This is a genomic window from Paracoccus sp. N5 (assembly GCF_000371965.1).
Lineage (GTDB): Bacteria > Pseudomonadota > Alphaproteobacteria > Rhodobacterales > Rhodobacteraceae > Paracoccus.
In genome coordinates, this window is the sequence record NZ_AQUO01000003.1 from 36999 (window position 1) to 62367 (window position 25369).

21 protein-coding genes are annotated in these 25369 nt (G+C 68.6%); 10 read left to right on the forward strand and 11 right to left on the reverse strand.

Features of this window, described 5'->3' with window-relative positions; translation table 11 throughout:
* The first annotated feature begins 68 nt into the window (after window positions 1–68).
* Window positions 69–911 carry a Ku protein gene (locus PARN5_RS0119570; RefSeq protein ID WP_026155590.1) on the forward strand — a complete coding sequence of 281 codons (843 nt, stop codon included), beginning with the start codon at window positions 69–71 and terminating at the stop codon, window positions 909–911.
* 34 nt (window positions 912–945) lie between these two features.
* Here the strand turns inward: PARN5_RS0119570 and PARN5_RS0119575 are convergent, their stop codons facing one another.
* The 6 genes from PARN5_RS0119575 to PARN5_RS0119600 form a co-directional block, all read right to left on the reverse strand.
* Complete coding sequence (locus tag PARN5_RS0119575) at window positions 946–1608, reverse strand: ABC transporter ATP-binding protein (protein ID WP_232419504.1); 663 nt, start codon at window positions 1606–1608, stop codon at window positions 946–948.
* Window positions 1609–1705: 97 nt separating this feature from the next.
* On the reverse strand, window positions 1706–2698 hold the full coding sequence (locus PARN5_RS0119580; protein WP_026155591.1) for an iron chelate uptake ABC transporter family permease subunit: 993 nt from the start codon (window positions 2696–2698) through the stop codon (window positions 1706–1708).
* Window positions 2691–3722, reverse strand: coding sequence for an ABC transporter substrate-binding protein (locus PARN5_RS0119585; RefSeq protein ID WP_018001468.1), 1032 nt, complete (start codon window positions 3720–3722; stop codon window positions 2691–2693). Before PARN5_RS0119585 ends, PARN5_RS0119580 begins: the two co-directional genes overlap by 8 nt.
* The gene (gene tsaA / locus PARN5_RS0119590; RefSeq protein WP_018001469.1) at window positions 3719–4180 is read right to left on the reverse strand and encodes a tRNA (N6-threonylcarbamoyladenosine(37)-N6)-methyltransferase TrmO; all 462 of its coding nucleotides are present in this window, start codon (window positions 4178–4180) and stop codon (window positions 3719–3721) included. The genes PARN5_RS0119585 and tsaA overlap by 4 nt, the downstream gene beginning before the upstream one ends.
* Entirely contained in the window at window positions 4173–4382 is a 210-nt protein-coding gene (locus PARN5_RS0119595) for a molybdopterin-binding protein (protein ID WP_018001470.1), read from the reverse strand. Before PARN5_RS0119595 ends, tsaA begins: the two co-directional genes overlap by 8 nt.
* Before the next feature lie 28 nt (window positions 4383–4410).
* Window positions 4411–4923: a DUF2478 domain-containing protein gene (locus tag PARN5_RS0119600; protein ID WP_018001471.1), complete on the reverse strand. Its 513-nt coding sequence runs from the start codon at window positions 4921–4923 to the stop codon at window positions 4411–4413.
* A 182-nt stretch (window positions 4924–5105) separates the two neighbouring features.
* On the opposite strand from PARN5_RS0119600, the gene PARN5_RS0119605 reads away from it, so the two are divergent.
* Window positions 5106–7241, forward strand: a complete 2136-nt coding sequence (locus tag PARN5_RS0119605) for a TonB-dependent receptor (protein WP_081615046.1) — start codon at window positions 5106–5108, stop codon at window positions 7239–7241.
* Between the two features lie 70 nt (window positions 7242–7311).
* Here PARN5_RS0119605 and PARN5_RS22650 read toward each other — a convergent pair whose 3' ends face one another.
* The gene (locus PARN5_RS22650; RefSeq protein WP_018001473.1) at window positions 7312–8337 is read right to left on the reverse strand and encodes a LysR family transcriptional regulator; all 1026 of its coding nucleotides are present in this window, start codon (window positions 8335–8337) and stop codon (window positions 7312–7314) included.
* Window positions 8338–8809: 472 nt separating this feature from the next.
* Here PARN5_RS22650 and PARN5_RS22655 point away from each other — a divergent pair, with 472 nt between their 5' ends.
* The 5 genes from PARN5_RS22655 to PARN5_RS0119635 all read left to right on the forward strand — a co-directional run bounded on the left by PARN5_RS22655 (window position 8810) and on the right by PARN5_RS0119635 (window position 16254).
* Window positions 8810–9646: a glycosyltransferase gene (locus PARN5_RS22655; RefSeq protein ID WP_018001474.1), complete on the forward strand. Its 837-nt coding sequence runs from the start codon at window positions 8810–8812 to the stop codon at window positions 9644–9646.
* A 273-nt stretch (window positions 9647–9919) separates the two neighbouring features.
* On the forward strand, window positions 9920–12133 hold the full coding sequence (locus PARN5_RS0119620; protein ID WP_018001475.1) for a TonB-dependent siderophore receptor: 2214 nt from the start codon (window positions 9920–9922) through the stop codon (window positions 12131–12133).
* Between the two features lie 220 nt (window positions 12134–12353).
* On the forward strand, window positions 12354–13091 hold the full coding sequence (gene otsB / locus PARN5_RS0119625; RefSeq protein WP_018001476.1) for a trehalose-phosphatase: 738 nt from the start codon (window positions 12354–12356) through the stop codon (window positions 13089–13091).
* Window positions 13088–14887: a glycoside hydrolase family 15 protein gene (locus PARN5_RS0119630; RefSeq protein ID WP_018001477.1), complete on the forward strand. Its 1800-nt coding sequence runs from the start codon at window positions 13088–13090 to the stop codon at window positions 14885–14887. Before otsB ends, PARN5_RS0119630 begins: the two co-directional genes overlap by 4 nt.
* Entirely contained in the window at window positions 14884–16254 is a 1371-nt protein-coding gene (locus tag PARN5_RS0119635; protein WP_018001478.1) for a trehalose-6-phosphate synthase, read from the forward strand. Before PARN5_RS0119630 ends, PARN5_RS0119635 begins: the two co-directional genes overlap by 4 nt.
* Window positions 16255–16468: 214 nt before the next feature.
* Here PARN5_RS0119635 and PARN5_RS24410 read toward each other — a convergent pair whose 3' ends face one another.
* The 4 genes from PARN5_RS24410 to PARN5_RS0119650 form a co-directional block, all read right to left on the reverse strand.
* Window positions 16469–16756, reverse strand: coding sequence for a hypothetical protein (locus tag PARN5_RS24410; protein WP_157404105.1), 288 nt, complete (start codon window positions 16754–16756; stop codon window positions 16469–16471).
* 106 nt (window positions 16757–16862) lie between these two features.
* Window positions 16863–18653 (reverse strand): TniQ family protein, encoded by a 1791-nt coding sequence (locus tag PARN5_RS0119640; protein WP_018001479.1) that lies wholly within the window; start codon window positions 18651–18653, stop codon window positions 16863–16865.
* A 4-nt stretch (window positions 18654–18657) separates the two neighbouring features.
* Window positions 18658–18783: a hypothetical protein gene (locus PARN5_RS25180; protein ID WP_018001480.1), complete on the reverse strand. Its 126-nt coding sequence runs from the start codon at window positions 18781–18783 to the stop codon at window positions 18658–18660.
* A gap of 286 nt (window positions 18784–19069) precedes the next feature.
* Complete coding sequence (locus PARN5_RS0119650; protein WP_018001481.1) at window positions 19070–20701, reverse strand: acyl-CoA dehydrogenase family protein; 1632 nt, start codon at window positions 20699–20701, stop codon at window positions 19070–19072.
* A 249-nt stretch (window positions 20702–20950) separates the two neighbouring features.
* Here PARN5_RS0119650 and PARN5_RS0119655 point away from each other — a divergent pair, with 249 nt between their 5' ends.
* The 3 genes from PARN5_RS0119655 to PARN5_RS22660 all read left to right on the forward strand — a co-directional run bounded on the left by PARN5_RS0119655 (window position 20951) and on the right by PARN5_RS22660 (window position 25334).
* Window positions 20951–23209 (forward strand): FepA family TonB-dependent siderophore receptor, encoded by a 2259-nt coding sequence (locus tag PARN5_RS0119655; protein WP_018001482.1) that lies wholly within the window; start codon window positions 20951–20953, stop codon window positions 23207–23209.
* Window positions 23210–23292: 83 nt separating this feature from the next.
* On the forward strand, window positions 23293–24012 hold the full coding sequence (locus PARN5_RS0119660; RefSeq protein ID WP_018001483.1) for a response regulator transcription factor: 720 nt from the start codon (window positions 23293–23295) through the stop codon (window positions 24010–24012).
* Window positions 24009–25334: an ATP-binding protein gene (locus PARN5_RS22660; protein WP_018001484.1), complete on the forward strand. Its 1326-nt coding sequence runs from the start codon at window positions 24009–24011 to the stop codon at window positions 25332–25334. Before PARN5_RS0119660 ends, PARN5_RS22660 begins: the two co-directional genes overlap by 4 nt.
* Window positions 25335–25369: the final 35 nt, after the last annotated feature.

Genomic DNA, 25369 nt, shown 5'->3' on the forward strand with positions numbered 1-25369 from the left:
TGCGGGTCGCGCGGAACCCGGACCGCGGCCGGGCGTTGGCCCCAGGCGGATGCGGAAGGATGCGAGCCATGGCCCCTCGGGCAGTCTGGAAAGGCCGGTTGCAGATCGCCGAGCTGAGCTGCGCGGTGGCGCTGCACACGGCGGCCTCGACCTCCGAGCGGATCGGCTTTCACACCCTGAACCGCGCCACCGGCAACCGGGTCCGGCGCCAGTTCGTCGATGCCGAGACCGGCAAGCCCGTCGAGAGCGAGGACCAGGTCAAGGGCTATGCGCTGGCCAGCGGCGACTATGTCGTACTGGAGCCCGACGAGATCGCGGCGGCGGTGCCGGAAAGCGACAAGACCCTGGCGGTGTCGGATTTCATCGCCTGCCCGGACATCGACGACACCTATTTCGACCGGCCCTATTACCTGACCCCGGCCGACCGGCCCGCGCAGGAGGCCTTTGCCCTGATCCGCGAGGGCATGGCGCGCCGCAAGGTGGCGGCGCTGGCGCGGGCGGTGCTGTTTCGCCGCGTGCGCACGGTGCTGATCCGCGCCGACGATGCCGGGATGATCGCGACGACGCTGAACTTCGACCACGAGGTGCGTCCCGCCGCCGAGGTGTTCCGCGACATTCCCGCCCGGCGGATCAAGGGCGAGATGCTGGAGCTGGCCGAGCATATCATCAAGACCAAGATGGGCGAATTCGACATCTCGGGCTTCGACGACCGCTATGACGCGGCGCTGGCCGAACTGGTCAAGGCCCGGATCGAGGGCCGCAAGATCACCCCCCGCAAGCCGGCCCCGCGCGAGAATGTGGTGGACCTGATGACGGCGCTGCGCGAAAGCGCCGGGGTGGCGAAGAAGGCCTCTGCCGCGCGCAAGGCTCCGGCGGGGAAAAAGCCGGCGCCGCGCCGGAAAAGCGGCTGATCGGACCCGCGCGCCCCTGCCTGTCGGACGCCGCTCAGTGGAAATGCAGCCGGCCGTCCGCGGCCTCGGTGCGATCTATGGCGATGCCGTAGAGCCGCGACAGGTTCGCGGCCGTCATCACCTCGGGCGCCGGGCCCAGGGCCAGCACGCCCGCGCGGTTCACCAGCAGCACCTCGTCGGCCAGCGCCGCGGCATGGTCGGGATCGTGGCTGGACAGGATGACTCCGCGCCCGGTCCCGGCAAGGCGGCGGATCGCCTGGCCGACATGGCGGCGGTTGGCGAAGTCGAGGCTGGCGGTCGGCTCGTCCATGACCAGCGCCGCCGCGTCCTGCGCCAGCGCCCGGGCGATCAGCACCAGCTGGCGCTGTCCGCCCGACAGCCGCGCCAGATCGGCCGCCGCCAGGTCGGCGATGCCCAGATCCTGCATCGCGGCCATGGCGCGGGCCGTCTCGGGCCTGCCGGGGTGGGCGAAGGCGCCCAGCCGGGCGGCGGCACCCATCAAGACGATGTCGAGCGCGGTGAAGGCAAAGGGATTGGCCAGCGCCTGCGGCACATGCGCCAGCCGCGCCGCGATCTGCCGCCGCGACAGCCGGGCAATCGGATCGGCGCCCAGCAGCACCTGGCCCGAGAGTGCCGGGATCAGTCCCAAGAGCGTGCGGAACAGCGTGGTCTTGCCGGCGCCGTTCGGCCCCAGCACGCAAAGCACCGTCCGGGCGCCAGCCGGAAATCCACGCCCCGCACCAGCACCCGGTCGCCATGGCCAACGGCCAGGTCGCGGGCGGCCAGCAGCGGCGTCATTCGCTCCACCCCCGCGCGCCGCGCGCCAGCAGGCCGACGAAGATCGGCGCGCCCAGCACGGCGGTCAGGATGCCCAGCGGCACCTCGATCTGGGCGATGCTGCGGGCGGCGGTGTCCACCAGCACCATGAAGCCCGCCCCGATCAGCACCGAGGCCGGCAGCAGCCGGTCGAAGCGCGGCCCGGTCAGCAGTCGCGCCATATGCGGCACCATCAGCCCGACCCAGCCGATCACCCCGGCCATGGCGACGGCGGCCGCGGTCATCAGCGTGGCGCAGGCGATGACCAGAAGCCGCAGCCGGCCGGCGGGAACGCCCATGGCGCGGGCCTCGTCCTCGCCCATCGCCAAGAGCCCGATGCGCCAGCGCAGCGCCAGCAGCGGCAGCAGGCCGGCCAGCATGGCGGGCAGGGCGGCGATGATGTCGGGGCGCTTGATGCCGGCCAGGCTGCCCATCAGCCAGAAGGTGATCGCGGGCAATTGTTGCTCGGGGTCGGCCAGCAGCTTGACCAGCGCGATGCCGGCCCCGGCCAGCGCGCCGACGGCGATGCCGCACAGCACCATGACCAGCACCTGGCCCGTGCCGCGCAGCGCAAGGCTCAGCGCCAGCACCAGCCCGACCGTGGCCAGCCCGGTGCCGAAGCCCAGCATCTGGATCGCGATCACCGGCAGGCCCAGCAGGATCCCCAGCACCGCCCCGAAACCCGCCCCGGCCGAAACCCCCAGGATGTCGGGCGAGACCAGCGGGTTGCGGAACACGGTCTGATAGGCCGCGCCGGCGGCGGCCAGCGCCGCGCCGACCATGGCGGCGGCCAGCACGCGCGGCATGCGGATGTTCAGAAGCACCGTGACCGCCTGCGGGTCCGAGCGGTCGCCGCCGAGGATCGCCAGGATCCGGCCCGGCGGCAGGCCATAGGGGCCAAGCGCCACGCCCAGCAGCATCGCCGCCGCCAGCCCCGGCAGCAGCAGCGGCAGCAGGCTGCGCTCAGCCACCCAGCAGTGCCGAGACAGCGGCGGCATCGGGTCGCGGCCCATAGAAAAGCTGGTAGAAATCGGCGATCCGGCCGTGCAGATCGCCCTTGGCGGCCTGGGGATACAGCATATGCGCCAGCCAGATCACCCCGGCCAGCCGGTTGACCGAGGGCGGCGTGTCGATGAAGCCGAAGGGCGCCCCCGGCGCCAGATAGACCCGGCCCTGCGCCACCGCGGGAATGCCCTGCCATTCCGGCATCGTGGCGACATTCGCGGCGAAATCCGGATCGACGGCAATGATGACATCGGGCGCCCAGGCCTGCACCTGCTCGGGCGAGACAATGGCCAGACCGTCGCTGTGGGTCGCGGCGACGTTGATGGCGCCGACGCGGGCGATGACCTCGGCATTGATCGAGTTGGGGCCGGCGGTCTCGGTGCCCTCGGGGCCGCGCGCCAGATAGACCCGGGGCCGCGCCGTTTCGGGAATGGTGGCCAGCATGGCGTCCAGGTCGGCGAGCGTGGTCTCGGCATAGCGGGCCAGCGTCTCGCCACGCTCGGGCACGCCAAGCGCGCCGGCCATCTGCCGGATCGCCTGCGGCATCTGCGCGAAACCGCCGTCGACCAGCACATAGGGCACGCCGGCCTGGTCCTGCACCCGCGCCGCCAAGTCGGCATAGGTCGCATTCACCGTGCCGTAATCGACGATCAGTTCGGGCCGGGTGGACAGAAGCACCTCGAGGTTCAGCGTGTCGCCCCTGCCGGTCAGGCGGCCGAGGGTCGGCAGGTCGGCGACCTCGGGGCGCAGGAAGGGCAGGTCTTGCGGCTTCAACGGCCGGACCCAGCCGACCATCGCCTGCGGCTTCAGCGCATAGAGCAGCACCGCCGCCGGTGGCCCGGCGGCAAAGACCCGCGCCGGATCGGCCGGGACCGCGACCGTGCGCCCGGCCGCATCGGTGAAACGCGCCCCATCCAGCGCCAGCGCCCGGCCGGCCGCGGCCAGCGCGAGGATCAGGCCGGCGAGGCTCCGGCGGGTCAGGCGGATCATGCGCGGGCTCCGAACGCTGCCTTGATGTCGATGAGCGGGGTGCCGTCAAGGCAGTCGAGCCCGCGCACGGTCAGCACCGGCCCCTGCACGTCGAGCAGCCGGACGACCGACGAGGCCACCGGGTTCGGCCGCACCGGCGAGCGCAGCGCGAAGGTGCCCGTCGCGCGGTCGCCGAACTTGGGATTTTGCAGCACCAGATCGCGCCGCGCCTGGTCCATCCAATACAGGATCTGCAGGTGCTCCTGGGCCTCGATGCCGGTCAGCGCCGGCCCCCAGGGATCGAACAGCTCGATCCGGCACGGCGGGCCGGCTTCGGCATCGCCGCGATGCGGGCAGTCGCCGCGCCGGGTCCAGGGGGTGCGGATGCGTCCGATGAACCACAGCCCGGCGTCAAAGCCCTGCGGCGTGCCGACGGCCTGCTCATGCGGCCGCAGCGCGTCTGCGCCGGCATCATTCATCCACGCCGACCATCACATCCGAGGCCTTGATCACGGCCGAGGCGCGGCCGCCGACCTTGAGCCCCAGTTCCTTGACCGCGTCATTGGTGATCGAGGCGGTGACCACGCTGCCGCCCAGGTCGATGCGGACATGGCTGGTCACGGCGCCGGTGACGATTTCGGTCACGGTGCCGGGCAGGACGTTCCTTGCGCTGAGTTTCATCGGGTGTTCCTTTCCAAAGGGTTGCAAATCAGCCCACCTTAGCAAGGCAGGCCTGCTGCAACCATGCGACAATCGCCCCTGTCTCGGCCGGCAGCGGCTGGGCCTTGCCCTCGGCGAAGGCCAGGAAGGCCTCGCGCCATTGCGGCGCCACGCCGACCAGCACCGGCAGGCCCTTTGCGCAGGCCTCGCCGATGGCGCCGACCAGGCCGCGGCCCGCCGCCTCCTGCTTGCCGAACTTGTTCACGACCAGAGCCTGCGCGCCGGGCAGGCGGCTTTCGACGACGGCGACGGCGGCCTCCAGCGCCTCGGGGTCCAGCCGGCAGCCGGGCACCTCGGGCGGCAGATCGACGCTGATGCCGCGCCGCTCGCCATCGGGCAAGAGCGCCAGCACGATGTCGCAATGGCCGCGCGGCGCCTCGGGGTCGACCGGCTGCACGGTGCCCGCCAGCGCGATGCCAAGCGCCGTCGCGCGCTCGGCCGCGGCGCTCAGCACGCTGTCGGTCCTGAACTCCTCCTCGGAGCAGACATAGCGGATGTCCATGGTGGTTCCCCTTCGACGCTGATTCCCGCGACGTTATGGATGATGGAACATAACGGGCGCCGCTGGCAAGCGCCCCGTGGCGCGGCGGACACGCCCCCGGGGGTGCGACATCGTTCGGCCTATGGTCATCCGGCCCGGTTACGTTATGTCTTATTAAACATAACGATTCGCGAGAGGGAGCGATGGGGTTTCACAGGAAGGGGCTTTTCGCCCTGGCTTTGGTCGGGCTGCTGCCCGGGACCGGCATGGCGCAAGAGCCTGGCGCGGGCAGGGCGCAAGAGCCCGACACGGGCAGGGCGCAAGAGCCCGAACAGGCCAGCCCGGTCTTCACGCTGGGCACGGTGGTGCTGACCGGCAAGGCCGATGCGCAGGGCGGCACCGCCAGCACCGTTCCCGCCGAGGAGGTCGCGCGGCAGAACCGGCTGACGCTGGACGACGCGCTGGCCGTGGTGCCGGGGGTCGAGGTCGGCAATACCGGCGGCAGCCGCAACGAGCGGCTGGTCTTCGTGCGCGGCTTCGACCGCTTCCAGGCGCCGCTGTCGATCGACGGCATCCGGGTCTATCTGCCGGCCGACAACCGGCTGGACTATGGCCGTTTCCTGACCCCCGACCTGGCCGAGATCCAGGTGCAAAAGGGCTATGTCTCGGTGCTGAACGGTCCCGGCGGCATGGGCGGCGCCCTCAACCTGGTCACGCGCCAGCCGACACAGCCCTTCGAGGGCGAGGCCCGGCTGGGGGTCGAGGCTGGCAATCGCGGCGACATCTCGGGCCGCAGCGGCTATCTGTCGCTGGGCATGAAGCGCGACCAGTTCTGGCTGCAAGGCAGCTATCTGAAGCGCGACAGCGACGGCTTTTACCTGTCGCGCGATTTTCGGCCGCGCCCGCAGCAGGGCGCCGGCCTGCGCGACTATTCCGACAGCGAGGATTCGCGGCTGAACCTCAAGGCCGGCTGGACGCCGAACGCGAGTGACGAATACGTGCTGAGCTATACCCGCCAGACCGGGCAGAAGAACGCGCCCTATAACGTCGACCAGCCGATCCGCGGCCTGACCGACGAGCCCGGCGAAGGTCAAAGCTGGCAGCGCGACTGGACCTGGCCGGAATGGGACATCGACAGCCTGGCCTTCTATTCGCACACCGAACTCGGCGCCGGCTATGTCAAGACCAAGGCCTATTACAACCGCTTCGACAACCTGCTTTCGGCTTGGGACGATTACACCCATCGCACCCAGACCGAGCGCCGCGCCTTCGACAGCCGCTACAAGGACCGCTCCTGGGGCCTGAGCCTGGAGGGCGGGGCCGACATTGGTGCCCATACCCTGCGCAGCGCCGCGCATTTCCGCCGCGACAAGCATGAATCGATACAGTTCTCGAGCCCGGGCCTGGGCGGCAGTCCCGATCCGGCCGAGATCAGCACCGAGGAAACCTGGTCCGTCGCGCTGGAAGATAGCTGGCAGGCGCGCGAGGATCTGCGCGTGGTCGCGGGGCTCAGCTATGACAAGGCCCGCGTGCTGGAAGCCGACCGGACCGAGGATGACGCCGGCCTGCCGACGGGCTCCTCGGACGCGGTGAACTGGCAGCTGGCGGCGATCTGGCAGCCGGAGGCTTCGGGCGAATATCACGCCAGCCTGTCGTCGCGCACCCGGTTCCCGACGCTCTTCGACCGCTACAGCACCCGCTTCGGGACGGCGGTGCCGAACCCGGACCTGGAATCGGAACGCGCGCTGAATGCCGAGCTGGGCTACAGCGGCGAGATCGGTCCCGCGACCGTGGACGCGGCGCTGTTCTACAGCAAGGTCAAGGACATGATCCAGTCGGTCCCGACCGGCGCGCTGGATGAAGAGGGCGACCAGATCACCCAGAGCCGCAACGTCGGCAATGGCATCTACAAGGGTTTCGAGGTCGCGGCGAACTGGCAGCTGGCCGACAGCCTGATGCTGGTGGCGAATTATACCTGGCTGCACCGTTCGATCACCGACCCGCTGCGCGCCGATTATCGGCCGACCGACACGCCGCGCCACAACGCCTTCCTGCGGCTGGACTGGCAGGCGACGCCGGTGCTGACGGTCTCGTCCTCGGTGCAGGTGTCGAGTTCGCGCCTGTCGGAAAGCGCGATCCAGCCCGAGGATCCGGCGGCGATCGCCTATACCCGCATGGGCGGCTTCGCGCTGGCGAACCTGGACTTCGCCTGGGCGGCCAGCGACCGGGCCCAGGTGCTGTTCGGCGTGCGCAACCTTTTCGACCGCGACTATGCGCTGGTCGAGGGCTATCCCGAAGCCGGGCGCAGCTTCTTCCTGACCACGGCGCTGCGGTTCTGAACCGGCCAAGGCGGCTGCCGAGCGAAGATCGCGGCCTTGCCGGCCGCGATCCTTCCCGGCCCGAGGGCGCCTATCCCTCGTCGCTCTCGGCCAGCACCGCGCCGGGCAGTTCGATCCGCAAGAACTGGTTGCGGGCATAGTCCAGGAACACCGCGGCGGCCAGCGGCAGCGTGCCGCCGCCGCGCAGCATGACGCCAAAGCGGTTCGCGGGCAGGCCTTCCTCGGACAGCGGCCGGAACACCAGCCGGCCCTCGGCGATGTCGGTCTGGGCGCCGATGGGCGTGGTGATCGAGACATAGCGCCCGGTCAGCGCCAGTTCGACCAGCATGCGGATGGAATCGACCTCGACCATGGGCGGCAGCGTCTGGGTCGCCTGCAACAGGAACGGGTCGACGATCCTGCGGATCGAGATCTCGGAATTCGCGATGGCCATCGGATGGGCCAGGCATTCGGCCAGGCTGACCGGGCCGCGGCTTTCGGCCAGCGGATGGTCGTGGCGGATCATGGCGCCGATATGCACGTCGCGGTGCAGGGCGACGCTGATCTGCGGATGCGTGTCGGTGGGAAAGCCGAAGCCGACCTCGGCCCGCTCGTCGATCAGCCGCTCGATCACCTCGGCCCCGGAAACCATCGACACCTCGAGTTGCAGGCCCGGGTAGCGGCGGCCGAATTCCGAGATGATCTCGGGCAGGAAGGCGATGCCGATGCTTTCCACCGTGGCGATCCGCACCGTGCCGGTCTTGAGCCCGCGCAGCAGCTCCAATTCGTCCACGGCGCTGTCGAGGATGTTGCCGAGGTTGCGGGTATGGCCATAGAGGATCTCGCCGGCGGGCGAGAGCGTCAGGCGCCGGCGCCGGTCGCGCACGAAAAGCTCGACCCCCAGCGCGAATTCCAGCTGGCTGATCTGCCGCGACACCGCCGAAGCGGCGATGTTCAGGCGGCGCGACGCCTCGCGCACCGACAGGTGCTCGGCCACCGCGTTGAAGTGAACCAGCGACGCCTGGTAGAAAATCCGCGCCAGCAGGGCAGGGGACAGCGCCTGGCCGCGGCTGACCGGAAGCGCGGGTTCCTCTGCTGTTGCCGATTGCTTCACCATGGACGTTTCTCCGTGTTGCTTTTCCGGCAGCAGCAGATGACCTAATCGGAAATTTCGCAACCCGCATCCTGCGTGATTAATCAACTTGGCTGCGGCATTTTTGTCGGGGCCGGGTTTAACAGTAACGAGTGCGCTGTCTCGGCGGCCGGGGATCCCAAGATGCCCGGTCGCTTCCGGAACGCGCCCGGCCTGCGGAAACTTCCGCTGCCAGATCAGGTCCTTGCCGGTGCTTGCCTGCGTGGCCATCCCCCGCTATGCCTGTAAGACGATTTCCCGGTTTCATGCGGTGGCCCGTGTCAAGGGCCGCCTGTTTCCTGATCCATTGCAATGCGCAGGTGATTTCAGATGGTGCTTCCTTTTCATGCCACGGCTCTGTCCCGGGCGCGGCCTTCCTTCGCTGCCGCGCCGGCGATGAAAGGCAACAGCGCGGGGCTTCTTTCGGCCGGTGCGCATCGGGGCGGGGAGGCTGGTCATGGCTGACCTCATCGTCGGAATCTGCCGCTTTTCCTTCCTGGGCCGGGGCGACTGGGCCATCTATTCCGGCACCGGGCACGGCTCCGAGGCCGAGGCCGAGGCGCGCCGCAAGGTCGCCGAGACGCTGTATCGGCCCGAGCGGCTGGAGCAGCGCTTTCGCAGTTTCGAGGCGCTGACGCTGGCCTCGATCAAGGCGCAGCGCCATCCCGATTTCCATTTCATCGTGCTGACCTCGCCGGCGATGCCGCCGGCCTATCGCGCCCGGCTGGAAAGGCTCTGCGCCGGCGATGGCCGCATCCACCTGCTGGTCTCGGACCGGCCGATGGTGAACGAGGCGCTGGCGCCGCTGCTGGCGCAGATCTCGGAAGACGGGCGGCACCGGCTGGTGCAGTTCCGGCTGGACGACGACGATTGCCTGGGCATCGAATACACCGCCGCCCTGCATCGCGCCGCCGAGGCGGGCCGGCAATACGACGTCTTTGCCTTCAGCATGCCGCGCGGGCTTCTGGTCAGCAACTATGCCGGGGCCGAGCCGGCGCGCTACGAGATCGACCGCCCCTTCCATTCGGCCGGCGCGGCGGTGCGGCCGCGATCGCCGGCGCAGACGATCTATTCCTTCGGCCATTACGCGCTGATGCGGCGCTTTCCCTGTCTGCTCGACCCGCGCTTCCTGGGCTCGCTGCAACTGAAGCTCGAGGGCCACGATTCCCGGCCCGAGGTGCCGCGTCGCGGCAACGGGCTGAGGTTGCTCGAGCAGCCGGTCTTTGCCGAGAACCTGGCCCGCGCCTTTCCCTTCGTCGCGCTGAGCCAGCTGGAAACGCTGCTTCTGGCCTGAGTTTCGGCTGAGGCGCACCGGCGGCACCCTATGGCGCCCCGCGCAGCTTTGCCCCGCGCCCGGCTGGATGCGGGGCCTGTCACATTCGTGCCACAGCGGGGGTAAAGGCGACGGCCCGGCGCGCTTTTCCTGCGCGGGAATCATTGACGGCGCCGGCCATGCAGCGGTTAGGGAAGAAACCCAGCCAGCCGCGACCCTGACTCCTGCGGCCAAGCCAGCCGCTCGACATTTCGGGGCGTGCCTGAGCGTGGGCACCCCGTCAGGAGTAGTTTCATGGTCGCGAACCCGATCCGCCGGCAGCTTGCCGGCTGCGCCAGCCCGTTGGCGCTGGCTCTTGTGGGGGCACTGGCCGCCCCGGCCGCCTGGGCCCAGGACAGCGATGCGGCGCCGGATGCGCCCGTGGTGCTGAACACCGTCACCCTGAGCGGCGATGCCGCGACCGAGGGCACCGGCAGCTATACCACCCAGGCCGCCTCGGGCACGGCGGCGGGCCTTGACCTGACGGCCAGGGAAACGCCGCAATCGGTCTCGGTGATGACCAGCCAGCAGATGCAGGACCAGGGCATCACCACCTTGAACCAGGTCGTGGACTGGACGCCGGGCCTGACCGCGCAGCAGGGCAACGGCGAATTCCGCTGGATCTTCTACGCCCGCGGCTCGGCGGTCGAGAACCAGCAGTTCGACGGCGTGCCGAACTATGTGCATTATTATTCCCGCGACGTGAACCCGCAGGAGGACATGGCGATGTTCGACCGCGTCGAGGTCGTGCGCGGCGCCACCGGCCTGCTGGAGGGGACCGGCAGCCCCTCGGCCTCGATCAACCTGGTGCGCAAGATGCCCACGGCCGAGCGGCAAAGCTCGGTCGAGGTCGAGGCGTCGAGCTTTGGCAACGGGCGGCTGACCTATGACACCTCGGGGCCGATCACGGCCGACGGCCGGCTGCGCGGCCGCTTCGTCGCCTCGGCCTTGGCCGGCAACGGCTTCCGCGACTACATGACCGACGAGCGCGGGCTGCTTTACGGCGTGCTGGAATACGACCTGACCGACAGCACCACGATCAGCGCGGCGCTGAGCCACGGCAAGGAAAAGATCGACGGCTATTCCTGGGGCGGCATCTGGACCGCGCGCGACGGCAGCTTCTACGATTTCGATTCCAGCACCGCCTCGGCGGCGGAATGGGAATATTCCGACCGCGAGCAGACCGTCGGCTATCTGGACCTGCGGCATCAGTTCGACAACGGCTGGCAGCTGACGGCCAAGCTGCGCCGGTCGAACGGCATGGTGGACATGCTGTCGTCCTATATGTGGTATGACACCACCGGCACGCTTTATCGCGACGGCGCGCTGTTTCATTATGTCAGCCAGACCAACTCGGGCGACCTGCGCCTGTCGGGCCAGGTCACGCTGTTCGGGCGCGAGCACGACCTGGTCTTCGGCGTGAACGGCAACCGCGACCGCACCCGCTACGACGGCAAGAATCCCTATGCCTATGTCATCGCCGATCCCTCGGTCGCCGACCCGAACGAACATCCCTATCCGGCGGCGAACGACGTGACCTATTTCGGCGACATGGTGTCGCGGAACTACGGCCTCTATGGCTCGGCCCGCTGGAGCCTGGCCGAGAACGTCAAGCTGATCACCGGCGCCCGGGTGTCCTGGTACGAGGCGCAGAACGAAAGCGGCTATGCCGGCAGCAATTCCAGCGACGGCTACAAGGTCGATGCCGAGGTGACGCCCTATGTCGGGCTGGTCTATGACGTGAACGACACCTGGACCGTCTATGGCAGCTTTACCGAGATCTTCACCCCGCAGAGCGCCCTGGGCGTCGACGGGCTGATCGACCCGGTCTATGGCAAGAATTTCGAGGTCGGCGCCAAGGCCGCGCTGCTGGACGGCGGCCTGACCTTTGCCGCCGCCGCCTTCCAGACCGACCAGGACGGCCTGGCCGAGGACGACCCGGACAATACGGGCTGCGGCGGCCCCGGCACCGGCTGTTCGATCAACGCCGGGCTGATCCGCACCCGCGGCGCGGAGTTCGAGCTGTCGGGCGCGGTCAACGACCGCTGGAACGTCGCGGCGAGCTATACCTATGCCCATGCCGAATACGAGGAAGGCGAGAATGCGGGCCAGCGCTACAACACCGGCACGGCGCCGCTGCACCTGGTCAAGCTGAACACCACCTATCGCCTGGCCGGCGCGCTGGAGGGGCTGACGGTCGGCGGCGCGCTGCGCTATCAAAGCCGGACCTATCAGGACAACCCGGACGGCTCGTTCGATTCCGGCGGCGCGCCCTATGCCATGCGCCAGGGCGGATTCGTGGTGGCCGACGTGATGGCACGCTATGAGCTGTCCGAGGCGACGGCGGTGCAGCTGAACGTCAACAACCTGTTCGACAAGCAGTATTACTCGGCCATTGCCAGCCCGGGTTACGGCAATTTCATCGGCCAGGGCCGCAACGCCACCCTGACCCTGGTGCACAGGTTCTGAAACCGATCCGTCGCGCCGCATCCCGGCGCGACGGCATCCCCGCGACGGGCGCTCCGGCCCGCTTCATCTCCTTGCCCGTGCGCCGATCGCGGAACCTTGCGCCGCCCCCGGGCCTTAATGGAGCAGCGGTCGGTCCCGCGCCACGACGGGGCAGGGGCCGCGATCCCGCGTCCGGCCGCGCCATGTTGCGCGCGCCGGCGGCGGCAGGAAGGGGCAGGGGTTGACGGATCACAGCACAGCGGGCGAGGCGATGCCGGACCCTCGAAGCCACGGTTTTTTCTTCGATTTCGACGGCACCCTGGCCGAGATCGCACCGCGCGCCGAGGATGTGGTGCTGGACCGGGGCCTGCGCGCCGACCTGCTGCGGCTCTGGCAGCGCAGCGGCGGTGCCGTCGCCGCGCTGAGCGGGCGGCGCCGCGCCGACCTGGCCCGCTATCTGCCCGCGGACATCCCGCTGGCCGGGCTGCACGGCTGGGAGATCGAGGGCGGCGACACGATCGAGATCGCGGCGCTGGCGCATGCGCTCGACGGGCTGCGCGACAGCCTTGCCGCCATCACCGCCCACCATCCCGGCGCGCGGCTCGAGGACAAGGGGCCGGCGCTGGCGCTGCATTGGCGCCTGGCGCCCGAGGCCGAGCCCGCCCTGACCCTGGCCGCCGAGCAGGCCGTCGCGGCGCTTGGCCCGGCCTGGGTGCTGCAACCCGGCAAATGCGTGGTCGAGATCCGCCCGCGGGGCCATGACAAGGGCGACGCGCTGCGCCGCTTCATGGCGCACCCGCCGTTCCGCGGCCGCCGCCCGGTCGCCTTCGGCGACGATCTGACCGACATTCCCATGCTGCGGGCGGCGCGGCAGGCCGGAGGGCTGGCCGTGGCCGTCGGCGAACGCGACCTGCCTTGCGACCTGCGCCTGGCCGGGCCGGCCGCCCTTGCCCTTTGGATAAGACGGAGCCTCGAATGATCCCGATGCCTGCCCCCTCGCTGGAACTCGGCCTGATCGGCAATGCCGCGACCGCCGCGCTGCTGAACGCGCTTGGCGACGTGACCTGGATGTGCCTGCCGCGCTTCGACGGCGACCCGGTGTTCTGCCGGCTGCTCGAGCCGCAATCCGGTCCCGATAGCGGGCTGTGGTCGATCCGCTGCGACGAGCTGGCCCGCACCCGGCAAAGCTATCGCGGCCATACCGCCATCCTCGAGACGATCCAGGAGGACGACCAGGGCAACCGCCTGAAGATCACCGATTTCCTGCCCCGCTTCCCGGATCGCGGCCGGATGTTCCGCGGCCGCACGCTGGTGCGCATCGTCGAGCCGCTGGCCGGCACGCCGCGCATCACCGTGCGCCTGTGCCCGCGCCACGGCTATGGCGCCCATGCCGCCCGGGTCATGCGCGGCTCCAACCACCTGCGCTATGACCTGGACCAGCAGGCGCTGCGGCTGACCACCTCGGCGCCGGTGGAATTCGTGCTGAACGAGACGCCCTTCCTGCTGGACCGTCCGCATGCCTTCCTGCTGGGCCCCGACGAGCCGCTGAGCGACGGGCCCCATGTCATCGCCGCCGCCTTCCTGGAACGGACCGAGGCCTATTGGCTGGACTGGGTGCGGGCGCTGTCGATCCCGCCGGATTATCAGGAGGTGGTGATCCGCGCCGCCATCACGCTGAAGCTGTGCGAATACGAGGAAACCGGCGCCATCGTCGCGGCGCTGACCACCTCGATCCCGGAATATGCCGATACGCAGCGCAACTGGGATTACCGCTTCTGCTGGCTGCGCGACAGCTTCTTCACCGTCAAGGCGCTGAACAGCCTGGGCGTCACCAAGACGATGGAGGATTACCTCGCCTATGTGCTGAACCTCGCCACCGGCACGCCCGACGGCTACATGCAGCCGCTGTTCGGCCTGGGCCACGAGCGGGTGCTGGACGAAGAGACCTGCCCGGCGCTTCTGGGCTATGACGGGCACGGGCCGGTGCGGCGCGGCAATGCCGCCTATACGCAGGTGCAGAACGACGGCTATGGCTCGGTGATCCTGGCGGTCAGCCAGTGCTTCTTCGACCAGCGCCTGCCGCGCCTGGGCGGGATCGAGCTGTTCGAGCGGCTGGAGGTGCTGGGCCGGCAGGCGGTGGCGCGCTGGAACACCCCCGACGCCGGGCTGTGGGAATTCCGCACCCGCGAAAGCGTCCATACCCATTCGGTGCTGATGTGCTGGGGCGCCTGCGACCGGCTGGCGCGGATCGCGGCGCATCTGGGCCTGCCGCAGCGCGCCGCCGCCTGGGGCGCCCATGCCGACGCCATGCGCCAGGCGATCGAGACCCAGGGCTGGAACGACACGGTCGGCGCCTATGTCTCGGCCTTCGGCGGCGCGGACCTGGATGCGAGCCTGCTTCTGATGCCCGAGGTCGGCTACTGCACCGGCGAGAACCCGCGCTACCAGGCCACCGTCGCCGCCTGCGAGGCGCAGCTGCGCCAGGGCCACCACCTGTTCCGCTATCGCGCCCCCGACGATTTCGGCACGCCCGAGACCGCCTTCACCGCTTGCACCTTCTGGCTGATCGACGCGCTGGTCCGGCTGGGCCGCCATGACGAGGCGCGCGAGATTTTCGCCGCGGTGCTGGAACAACGCACCGCCCTGGGGCTTCTGTCCGAGGATGTGCATGTCGCCAGCCGCACGCTCTGGGGCAATTTCCCGCAGACCTATTCCATGGTCGGGCTGATCAACGCCGCGATCAAGCTGTCGCGCAAATGGGAAGACGTCGTATGAGCCGCCTTGTCGTCGTTTCGAACCGATTGCCCGCACGCGGCAAGGGCGTCGCGGCCGGCGGGCTTGCCGTCGCGCTGGAAGCGGCGCTGAAGGACCGGGGCGGGCTGTGGCTGGGCTGGTCGGGGCGCACGGCGGAAACGCCGGGCCCGGTCGCCCTCAGCCAGGCCGGCGAGGTCACCTTTGCCGCGCTGGACCTGACCCCGGCCGAGGTCAAGGGCTATTACGAAGGCATCTCGAACAGCGTGCTCTGGCCGCTGTGCCATTATCGCGCCGACCTGCTCGACTATACCCGCGACGACATGGAGTGCTACCAGCAGGTGAACGGCCGTTTTGCCGATGCGCTGGTCGGGCTGTTGCGGCCCGACGACCTGATCTGGGTGCACGACTATCACCTGATCCCGCTGGCGGCCGAGCTGCGCCGGCGCGGGGTGGAAAACCGCATCGGCTATTTCCACCACATCCCCTGGCCGGCGCGGGACCTGTTCCGGGCGCTGCCGCGCTCGCGCCGCTTCCTGTCGGCGATGCTGGCCCATGACCTGGTCGGGTTGCAGACCCCGACCGATACCGCGAACCTGCGCGACGCGCTCGAGGGCGCCCGCGACCGGCTCGAGTTCGCCCCGCCGCGCGACACCCGCATCGGCGCCTATCCGATCTCGATCGACACGGCGGGTTTTGCCGCCCGGGCCGCGCGGGCGCGCGATCTGCCGCGCATCCGCGAGCTGCACCAGCGTTTCGGAGCCCGCGACCACGTGATCGGCGTGGACCGGCTGGACTATTCCAAGGGCCTGCCCGAGCGGCTGCGCGCCTTCGAGCAGCTGCTGGCCAGCCACCCCGAGCTGCATGGCAAGCTGGGATACATGCAGATCACCCCGGCCTCGCGCGCGGGGATCGAAGGCTATGAGCGCATCCGGCAAGAGGTCGCCGAACGCGCCGGCCGGCTGAATGCGACCTATGGCAACCTGGACTGGATGCCGGTGCGCTATATCAACCGCGCCTTCAGCCAGACCTTGCTGGCCGGGCTCTATCGCATGTCGCGGGTCGGGCTGGTGACGCCGCTGCGCGACGGCATGAACCTGGTGGCCAAGGAATATGTCGCGGCGCAGGATCCGCAGGACCCGGGCGTGCTGATCCTGTCGCGCTTTGCCGGGGCAGCGGCGGAGCTCTCGGCGGCGCTGATCGTCAACCCGCATGACATTGAGGAGGTGGCCGAGGCCCTGGCCAGCGCCCTGACCATGCCCGAGGACGAACGCCGCGAGCGCCACGCCGCGATGATGGCGGTCTTGCGCGCCAACCCGATCGAGGCCTGGGCGCGCGGCTTTCTGAAGGATCTGGCGCCGGTGCCGATCAGCAGCGCGCCCGAGGCATAGATGCTGCGCCGCCATCCCGGCCGTCGGCCCGAATCTGGTCCATCGAGCGATGACCGGATATGCCTTGGCAAGCGCCGGCGCCGCAGTTGCCTGCCGCGCCGTCCGTATGCCATGGTCTTGACGGAATCTTCCTGCGATCCGTCGCGTCGGTGGCCTTGATCGCCGCCCGATCATCCTGCGGTCACAGGACTTGCGCGCGGTCCGCCGCCCGCAGTCAGCCACTGACGGGGAAATACCGTCGAAGCCCGACCGCGCCGATCTCGCTCTGCTTGCCGGCGCAGATGGTCGCTGCCGGATGCCAGCTGAACCTTCGCTCCTCCTTGCTGTCCTCAGGCGCGGGCGCCCCGGCAAAGGCATTCACTGTCGAACGTCCAAGTTGCGGCGGCGGACAGCAAATTTCTTGTAGCGGAGATGAAATGACGGCCAATAAGAGGCCAGCGCCGGAAATTTTATTGAGATGAATCAATGACGTTTTCCCAAGCCGGCGGCGGTTCTGTGCCATTGCGAGGGCAAATAACGCCCATCGAAACTCGCCTGTGACCTCTGATGCGCAACAAAAAAAAGCCGCCCATGATGGGCGGCTCGCAAGACTTCAGGCTTGGATAAGGTCAGATGTCGGATCGGCGGAAGATTTGAGTCGCCAAGGGCATGCCTGACAGAATCGGCAAGATCCCGCGCTGCTGCAAGGCTGCATGCATTCCCGCGATCGTCGTGCCTTCAGCTTCGGCCAGTTCGCGGATCGAGATATGGTCGCGCCGGAACCGTTCGAAGTCGGGCTTCGCGACCTGATGGCGACGTTTCAGCGGGCCGATGAGCGGCACAACGCGCCGGATGATCGGCGCTCCGCTCTCCTCGGGAATGCGCATGATGTTCTCGAGGATCTGCACCTCGACGCCCAGTTCCTTTGCCGCGTCTTCCTTCGACATTGCGGCCGTCATCGGTGGGGCCTCCAGGATGCGCAGCAGCTGGCGTTCATCGATCAGCAGGCCATCGAAATCGGTTCGCCCGACCAGGCCATAGAGGTCGAGGCTCCCGGACAGGACCAGCCGAATGATCCGGTCGACTTGCCAATGTGCGTGGCGCGCGGCCGCGCTCAGGGTGGTGAACTGAACAGGGACAACCGCGAGGGTGGTGGCGTTTTCGAAGAGAATGGCCAGAAGGTCGTGGACTGAGTCCAAGCTGACCCGCTTCAGGGCATCCGCGTCGCGATCGACAATAATCCTGTCGCCCAAGACCCTTTCGACCAGTCCCGCATTGAGGATCGCCGCTGCCGTCGTCGTGTCGCAGCCAAGATGGGCGGAGAGTGCGTTGGCGGGAACCGATCCCCGCAACTCGCACGCGATAGCTTCGCTTTCGGTCGCGTCGAAGGTGAGCGCATTCAAAGGTCGGCCGTCATCTGCCGACAACAGTCCCAAGCCGGCGAATACGTCTCTCACCTGCAACTTGGACATTCCGCACACCACGGAGAGTGTGGCCAGGTCATGTCGACGCCGTGCAGGCACCACCTCCCCGAAAATCTCATCGCCGGCTGCGAGAGGAATATTGTCCAGAAGGAACGACCGCACCAGCGGGCGGAGCGGGAACAGATCCTCGTTCAGCCTGACTGCGTCGTAGAGCCTGCCCAAGGCACGGGCGGGGGTGTTGACGCGGGCCTTTCGGCCCCGTTGGCACAGAATATCGTCGAGGGCCTTCAGGATGCCCGCCTCGCCCCGCCGCAGCGCTTCGAAGCCGATCCGACAAGCATCCCCGAGGTCGCCGGTCGGGTGATCCCGCATGGCATTCCCCAGGCAGCTCGAAATGCCCATGACCTGATCGAGACGACAACCGTCCGGCCACAGCGGTTCGCGCGTGGAGCCGGCCAACCGATCCTCGACATAGCGCTGCAAGGGTCCGGGTGTCATCGGCGTGGCCGCATCGCAAAGCTCTTGCAGCGCCGCCGGGTCCGGAAACGCGACAGACGGCACCAGCGCGTCGAAATGGATTTCGGCCTTCGTCGTGGTCAGGGCAATGCCGTGGCGATCGCAACAGACCGTGCTGCTGAATTGCCAGATGGCACGGCTGTGCTGGAAGGATCCGTCGTCGAGCAGACACATAGGGCAGAATGCCGTCACGCGGCGGCAAAGCATGGACGGTTTGAACACCTCGTGCCGAAACCGCCGCATATTTCCGGCATGCCTGAAGATCGCGGAAGCCTCCAGCGCCGACGTGTCGCCGCCGAAGAGATCGCTGAGACGGGCAAGCGCTGCTAAGTCCTTCACCGGTTCGACGTCCTTCTGAGGGAAGCCGACGACCCTCAGCAGTTCCGGCAGGCATTGTCCCGCCTGAGCCTGGGCGGAACGATCCGCCCAGGACAGGATGGTTTCGCCCGGGTTGATCGGGATATGAGGCAGCATCGGCATCGGTTCAGCCCTGACGCAAGGCGCGGCGTTGCCGTGCCGTGCGCGACGCGTCGAACTCGGCAGCTTGCGCATCCAGTTCGAACCGATGCCAGTCCGGCGAAACGAAGACATTGCGGTCCCAGGCGCACATTTCCTGAGGTGTTGCTGAAATGTTCCAGCCGCGTCAATCGGGGCGAACGAGTATCGCAGTGGCCTCGGCCTCTGGTTGGAAGGGAAAGCGAGAAAGTCGGTCGTGACTGTAAGAGATTGAAATATACCAACATCGATCAGGTCGACGGTCCAGTGGTAAACATTTGGCCAACCAATGGTCGCCGAAACGGGCCAAATGGCTTCTTTTTGGCCGTCGGTTCAACAAAGGGACCCGAACAATATTTCGGTGGTTAAACAGACATCACAACCGATGACGATAATTCGAATTATGTAACCCATTCGCCGAACGCGCCACCCACGACCTGCTCCGCGGCCAAGACCGGCAAGGCGCCGATGAGCCGACCGCGCCTGCCGGTCAGGCGCGTTTCCACGAAGCTTGTCGCCACGGCCGGCTCATGCGAGTCGAGCAGATTCGCCGCAGCCAGAAGCAGCGCCGCCTCCTCGACGAACCAGCGCGCCTCGGCCTCGGGCGGCAGGCCTGGCCAGCGCGCCCGATGCGCCGCCAGCGCGGCGTCATAGGCCGGCTCCGACCCGATCGCCGCATCCAGGCGAGTTGCAAGCGCCTCGGCCGCCAGGGGCTCGCGCGACAGGCTGCGCAGCGCATCCAGGCAGATCACATTGCCCGAACCCTCCCAGATGCCGTTCAGCGGCGCCTCGCGATACAGCATCGGCAGCGGCGTATCCTCGACATAGCCCATGCCGCCCAGCATCTCCATCGCCTCGGCGACCACCAGCGGGCACAGCTTGTTGGCCAGGTATTTCGCCAGCGCCACGCCGATCCGGGCCAAGGCGCGGTCATGATCGCCCGTGCCCTCGCTGGCCGCCGCCACGCCCAGCCCCAGCGCCAGGCAGCCGGCCCAATCCAGCACCAGATCCCCCAGAACCGCCCGCATCAGTGGCTGGTCGATCAGCCGGCGCTGGAAGGCGCTGCGCTGCGAGATCCAGCGATGCGCCTCGCGCAGCGCCGCCCGCATCAAGCCGACCGGGGCCATGGCGGTGTCCAGCCGCGTGTGGTGCACCATCTCGAGGATCGTGCGGATGCCGTCGCCCGCCTCGCCCAGGCGCCAGGCCAGCGCGTCGCGATATTCGATCTCGGCCGAGGCATTGGCGCGATTGCCCAGCTTGTCCTTCAGCCGCTGCAACCGGATGCCGTTGCGCTCGTGTTCCAGCCAGCGCGGCACCAGGAAGCAGGTCAGGCCGCCCGGCGCCTGGGCCAGGGTCAGGAAACCGTCGGACATCGGGGCCGAGCAGAACCATTTATGCCCGGTCAGCCGCCAGGCCGCACCGTCGCGCTGCGCCTGCGTCTGCGTGGCGCGCAGATCCGATCCGCCCTGCTTCTCGGTCATTGCCATGCCCAGGGTGATGCCCGCCTTGCTGCCCACCGGACGGACCGCGGGGTCATAATCGCGCGACATCATCCCCCGCCGCCAGTCCGCGGGCAGACCCGAGGCGGCGATCACCGGCTGCGCCGCATGCGTCATGGTCAGCGGACAGCAATGGCCCGGCTCGACCTGGCTGGCCAGATAGACCATCGCGGCGTGACGGGCATGGGCGGCGGGCCCGCCCTCCCAGGCGACCGCGTGATAGCCGGCGCCGACCGACAAGCGCATGAACCGGTGATAGGCCGGATGGAAATGCACCTCGTCCAGTCGCCGGCCGCCGCTGTCGTACAGGCGCAACTCGGGCGGATGACGCTCGGCGTCGCGGGCGGCATCGCGCATCCCCGCCGCACCCAGGCCGGCGCCATAGCGCGCCAGATCTTCCAGCGCGGCACCCTGCCCGCGCAGCGCCCGGTGCAGCATGGGATCGTCCTGCCAGGGATCGACATCCCCGGCCGGCGCCGGCTGATTCACCACCCGATGCGTTTCCAGCTCGGCCGTGCCTGGCAATCCGGTCATGCCCCGACCCTCCCCTCGGCCGCCATCTTACTCCCGCGCGCCTTTTTGGCATTCTCTTTTGTGGAAATATCCCACGGGGGTCCGGGGGTGTGAAACCCCCGGTAGCGGCGGTGAAGCCAGTCGATTTGCGACATTTCGCGACACAATAATCCCACGCTGCGCATTGCTGCCCGGCTTCACAAATGCTTGAAGCGGGCCCAGCCCGCGCGCGCGCCAGCCACCCCCGAACCCTTTTCACAGGAACATGCGATGGCGACGCCTTTCCCGCGCCCGGCCACGGGCACCGCAATCTGTCTGCTGATGTCGCTGCCGGTCCTTGCCGGCACGGCCCTGGCCCAAGACGCCCCCAATCCCGATGAAACCATCGTCCTTGAAACGGTGGTGCTCTCGGCCGAGGAACAGGGCAAGCAGGCTCTCGGCACCTCGACCGTGACTGCCGACGATATCCAGGATGCTCCGCCGGTCAACGACATTTCCGAAATCGTGCGCAAGATGCCGGGCGTGAATCTGACCGGCTCCTCGGCCACCGGGCAGCGCGGCAATCAGCGCCAGATCGACCTGCGCGGCATGGGGCCGGAAAACACCCTGATCCTGATCGACGGCAAACCCGTGCTGTCGCGCAATGCCGTGCGCATGGGCCGCTCGGGCGAGCGCGATTCGCGCGGCGACAGCAATTGGGTGCCAGCCGAGTTGATCGAGCGCATCGAGGTCATCCGCGGCCCGGCGGCGGCGCGCTATGGCTCGGGCGCGGCGGGCGGCGTGGTCAATATCATCACCAAGCGGCCGACCGAGCCGACGCTGAGCTTCGGCACCTATGTCAATTCGCCCGAAAGCAGCCTCGAGGGCGGCAATTACCGCACGAACTTCCTCTTCGCCCGGCCGCTGGGCGAAAACCTGATCTTCCGCCTGACCGGCAACTACGCCAAGTCGGAGCCCGACGACCCGACAATCAACGCCCAGGTCGACGATTCCACCTGTGAATACACCAACTCCTCGGGCGCGACCGAAACCGTCGCCTGCCCGGCTGCCGGGGTCGAGGGTGTGGTGAACAAGGACGTGACCGCGTTGCTCAGCTGGCAGCTCGACCCCTCGAACGTCATCGACTTCGAGGCCGGTTTCAGCCGCCAGGGCAATCTCTTCGCCGGCGACCGGCAGAACTCCTCGGTGAACGAGGTGCTGACTTCGCTTTACGGCAAGGAAACCAATAGTATGCTGCGCAAGACCTTCTCGGTCACGCACCGCGGCGACTACGACTTCGGCGCCGCGCACAGCTATCTGCAATACGAGCGCACCGACAACACCCGCAACCTGGAAGGCACCGCCGGCGGCCCGGAGGGTTCGATCGTCGACACCGAGCGCGGCACCATCGAGTTGGAAAACATCACCGCCAAGTCCGAGCTGATCCTGCCCATGCAGCTCTCGGGCCGCGAGACCAGCCTGACGCTGGGTGCCGAGCTGCGCCACGAGCAACTGGTCGATCCGATCTCGAACCGACAGACCGTGAACGACGGCGCGATCCCCGGCACGATCAGCGACCCCGAGGCGCGCGACGTCAAGATGACCCAGCTGACCGCCGGACTTTATGCCGAGGCGAACATCTACTGGACCGACAAGCTGACGGTGACACCCGGGCTGCGGCTGGACCATGGTGATACCTTCGGCTTCAACGCCAGCCCCAGCCTCAACGTCAGCTACAAGTTCGACGACGCCTGGACGATGAAGGTCGGCGTGGCGCGGGCCTTCAAGGCGCCGAACCTGTACCAGCTGAACCCGAACTACGTCTATTACACCCGTGGCAACGGCTGCCCGGCGGCCTATCCCAGCCTGGGCAGCGGCTGCTATGTCGTCGGCAACCCCGACCTCGACCCGGAAACCAGCCTTAATGCCGAAATCGGCATCGCCTATGACGCGGGCCAGGGCCTGTCGGGCACGCTGACCGCTTTCCACAACGATTACCGCGACAAGATCCAGGCCAGCCTGGAGCCGCTCGGCAGCTTCGACACCGGCAGCGGCAATCGCGCGCAATATTTCCAGTGGATCAACATCCCCAAGGCGGTGGTGGCCGGGGTCGAGGGCAACCTGAGCAAGGAAATCACCCCGACCCTGACTTTCAATACCAACTTTACCTATATGGCGAAGTCCGAGAACAAGGAGACCGGCGATCCGCTGAGCCTGGTGCCGAAATACACCGTCAACGCCGCACTGGACTGGCAGGCCACCGAAAAGCTGACGGTCACGCCATCGCTGACCCATTACGGCAAGATCGAATCGCCGACCTACAGCCCGACGACGCTGGATCCGGTGGAAAACCCCAAGGCGCGCGATCCCTATACGATCGTCAACCTGGGCTTCAACTACCAGCTGACGGACAATGCCCGCATGGGTGCCGGCGTCACTAATATCTTCGACGAGCGGGTGCTGCGCGAAGGCAGCGGCGTTAGCGCCGGGGCCAATACCTACAATGAACCGGGTCGTGCCTTCTACCTGTCGCTGAACGCGACCTTCTGATATGGATCGGCGGGCGCGGCCCGCACGACCCTTGCGGCGGCGCTCTACCCGTGCCGCCGTTTATGCCATCCCGCCGAATGCCGATGACCGACACGCTTGAACCGCGCATCCTGATCGTCGACGACGCCCGCGACATCCGCGAGCCGCTGGGCCAGTATCTGCGCCGCAACGGCTTTCGCATCCGCCTGGCCGCCGATGCCGTCGAAGCGCGGGCGGCGCTCGAGCAGGATCCGGTGCATCTGGCGATCATCGACGTGATGATGCCGGGCGAGGACGGGCTCAGCCTCTGCCGCGACCTGGTGCAAAGCCGGCGCCTGCCGGTGATCCTGCTGACCGCCCGCACCGCGCAGGAGGATCGCGTCCAGGGCCTCGACCTCGGCGCCGACGATTACGTCACCAAGCCCTTCGACCCGCGCGAATTGCTGGCCCGCATCCATGCCGTCCTGCGCCGGGTGCCGCCCGAACTGCCCGCCCCCGCCCTGCTCCGGCGCCGCTTCGCCGGGCTGGTGCACGAGGCCGGCCGCGCCACCGTCACCCTGCCCTCGGGGCAGGAGGTGGCGCTGACCTCGGGCGAGAACCGGCTTCTGTCGCTGTTTCTCGACCACCCCGGCCAGGTGCTGTCTCGGATGCGGCTTCTCGACCTGCTGGCGGGGCGCGAGATGCGGGCCTATGACCGCGCGGTCGACAATACCGTCAGCCGGCTGCGCCACAAGATCGAGGCCAATCCGCGCCTGCCGCAGCTGATCGTCACCGAATGGGGCGGCGGCTACCGGCTGGGCGCCGAAGTCGAGCCGCTGGCATGAGCCGGCTCTGGCCCGGCGGGCTTGCGGCGCGCTTCTCGCTCTTGCTGATCGCGGCGCTGCTCGGCGCCAACCTGATCGCCGCCTGGGTCATGGCGCGCGAGGGCTCGGCCTTCGACCGCGCCATCCGCCTGCAGGGCGACGCGCATCGGCTGCACGCGCTGGTCGCGGCGCTGGAGACCGCGGACCTTGCCACCGCACGGCTGCTGCCCGGCACCAGCAGCACCGGCTTCACCCGCTTCTGGGTCGCCTCGCAGCCGCCCGACCTCAGCGAGACCACGCGCCTGCCCGACCACGAAGCCGACCTCGCGTCCGAACTGCCGGGCCGGCTGATCCGCATCCACGAAAGCACCCCCCAGCCCGCCGAGCAGGAGCGCGCGCCCCTGATGCTGGTCTCGGTCCGGCTGGAGCGCGGCGTCGATGCCGGGCAATGGCTGAACGCGCTGGTCTATCCGCTGCCGGCGCATGATGCCTGGCAATGGAAGCAGGGCTTCTTCGCGCCGCTGCTCGCCTCGCTTCTGGGCACGCTGGCGGTGGGGCTCGTGTTCGTGCGGCGGATGACCCGCCCGCTCAGCGCCCTGGCCGAGGCCGCCCGCGCCGCCGGCCGCGGCGACCGCAGCGCCCGCGTCACCGAATGCGGCGCGAGCGAGCTGCGCGAGGCGGCGCTGGCCTTCAACGACATGCAGCGCCGCATCGCCGGCTTCGAGGCCGAACGCATGCGCATGCTTGCCGCCCTTGCCCATGACATGCGCACCCCGATCACCGGCCTGCGCATCCGCGCCGAGATGCTGGAGGGCGACGAACAGCGCCAGGACATGATCCGCGTCCTCGACGAAATGGCGGTGATGGCCGACGGGCTGATGCATGCCGCCTCGGCCCGGCGCGGTGCCGAGCCGCTGCAACCCGTCGACCTCGACGCAACCCTGGCGCAGCTCTGCGCCGAAAGCGAGGCGAGCTACGCCGGCCCGGGCCCGCTGGTGCTGCCGCTGCGTCCGGTCGCCATCCGCCGCGCAATCCGCAATCTGCTCGACAATGCCCGCCGCTATGCCGGTCCGGCCCGGGTCAGCCTGAAGCGCGGCCCGAACGCGGCGCTGATCCGCATCGAGGACGACGGCCCCGGCATCCCGCCCGCGCTGCTGCCGCGCGTGACCGAACCCTTCGTGCGCGGCGAGGCCAGCCGCAACCCGGCCACGGGCGGCACCGGCTTGGGCCTCTCGATCGCCCAGGACGTGATCGCCGCGCATGGCGGCACGCTGGAACTCGGCAACCGTGCCGAGGGCGGGTTGCGGATCCAGATCCGCCTGCCGCTCGACACCCAGGGCTAATCGCTTCGGCGCTTCTTTGCTCTCCAAATACCCCC

Bases quoted from the DNA above. Each gene is read 5' to 3' on its own strand.
- PARN5_RS0119570 (WP_026155590.1), top strand. From the start codon at position 69: ATGGCCCCTCGGGCAGTCTGGAAAGGCCGGTTGCAGATCGCCGAGCTG.
- PARN5_RS0119585 (WP_018001468.1), bottom strand. From the start codon at position 3,722: ATGATCCGCCTGACCCGCCGGAGCCTCGCCGGCCTGATCCTCGCGCTG.
- tsaA (WP_018001469.1), bottom strand. From the start codon at position 4,180: ATGAATGATGCCGGCGCAGACGCGCTGCGGCCGCATGAGCAGGCCGTC.
- PARN5_RS0119595 (WP_018001470.1), bottom strand. From the start codon at position 4,382: ATGAAACTCAGCGCAAGGAACGTCCTGCCCGGCACCGTGACCGAAATC.
- PARN5_RS0119600 (WP_018001471.1), bottom strand. From the start codon at position 4,923: ATGGACATCCGCTATGTCTGCTCCGAGGAGGAGTTCAGGACCGACAGC.
- PARN5_RS0119605 (WP_081615046.1), top strand. From the start codon at position 5,106: ATGGGGTTTCACAGGAAGGGGCTTTTCGCCCTGGCTTTGGTCGGGCTG.
- PARN5_RS22650 (WP_018001473.1), bottom strand. From the start codon at position 8,337: ATGGTGAAGCAATCGGCAACAGCAGAGGAACCCGCGCTTCCGGTCAGC.
- PARN5_RS22655 (WP_018001474.1), top strand. From the start codon at position 8,810: ATGGCTGACCTCATCGTCGGAATCTGCCGCTTTTCCTTCCTGGGCCGG.
- PARN5_RS0119620 (WP_018001475.1), top strand. From the start codon at position 9,920: ATGGTCGCGAACCCGATCCGCCGGCAGCTTGCCGGCTGCGCCAGCCCG.
- PARN5_RS0119630 (WP_018001477.1), top strand. From the start codon at position 13,088: ATGATCCCGATGCCTGCCCCCTCGCTGGAACTCGGCCTGATCGGCAAT.
- PARN5_RS0119635 (WP_018001478.1), top strand. From the start codon at position 14,884: ATGAGCCGCCTTGTCGTCGTTTCGAACCGATTGCCCGCACGCGGCAAG.
- PARN5_RS24410 (WP_157404105.1), bottom strand. From the start codon at position 16,756: ATGGCACAGAACCGCCGCCGGCTTGGGAAAACGTCATTGATTCATCTC.
- PARN5_RS0119640 (WP_018001479.1), bottom strand. From the start codon at position 18,653: ATGCCGATGCTGCCTCATATCCCGATCAACCCGGGCGAAACCATCCTG.
- PARN5_RS25180 (WP_018001480.1), bottom strand. From the start codon at position 18,783: ATGTGCGCCTGGGACCGCAATGTCTTCGTTTCGCCGGACTGGCATCGG.
- PARN5_RS0119650 (WP_018001481.1), bottom strand. From the start codon at position 20,701: ATGACCGGATTGCCAGGCACGGCCGAGCTGGAAACGCATCGGGTGGTG.
- PARN5_RS0119655 (WP_018001482.1), top strand. From the start codon at position 20,951: ATGGCGACGCCTTTCCCGCGCCCGGCCACGGGCACCGCAATCTGTCTG.
- PARN5_RS0119660 (WP_018001483.1), top strand. From the start codon at position 23,293: ATGACCGACACGCTTGAACCGCGCATCCTGATCGTCGACGACGCCCGC.
- PARN5_RS22660 (WP_018001484.1), top strand. From the start codon at position 24,009: ATGAGCCGGCTCTGGCCCGGCGGGCTTGCGGCGCGCTTCTCGCTCTTG.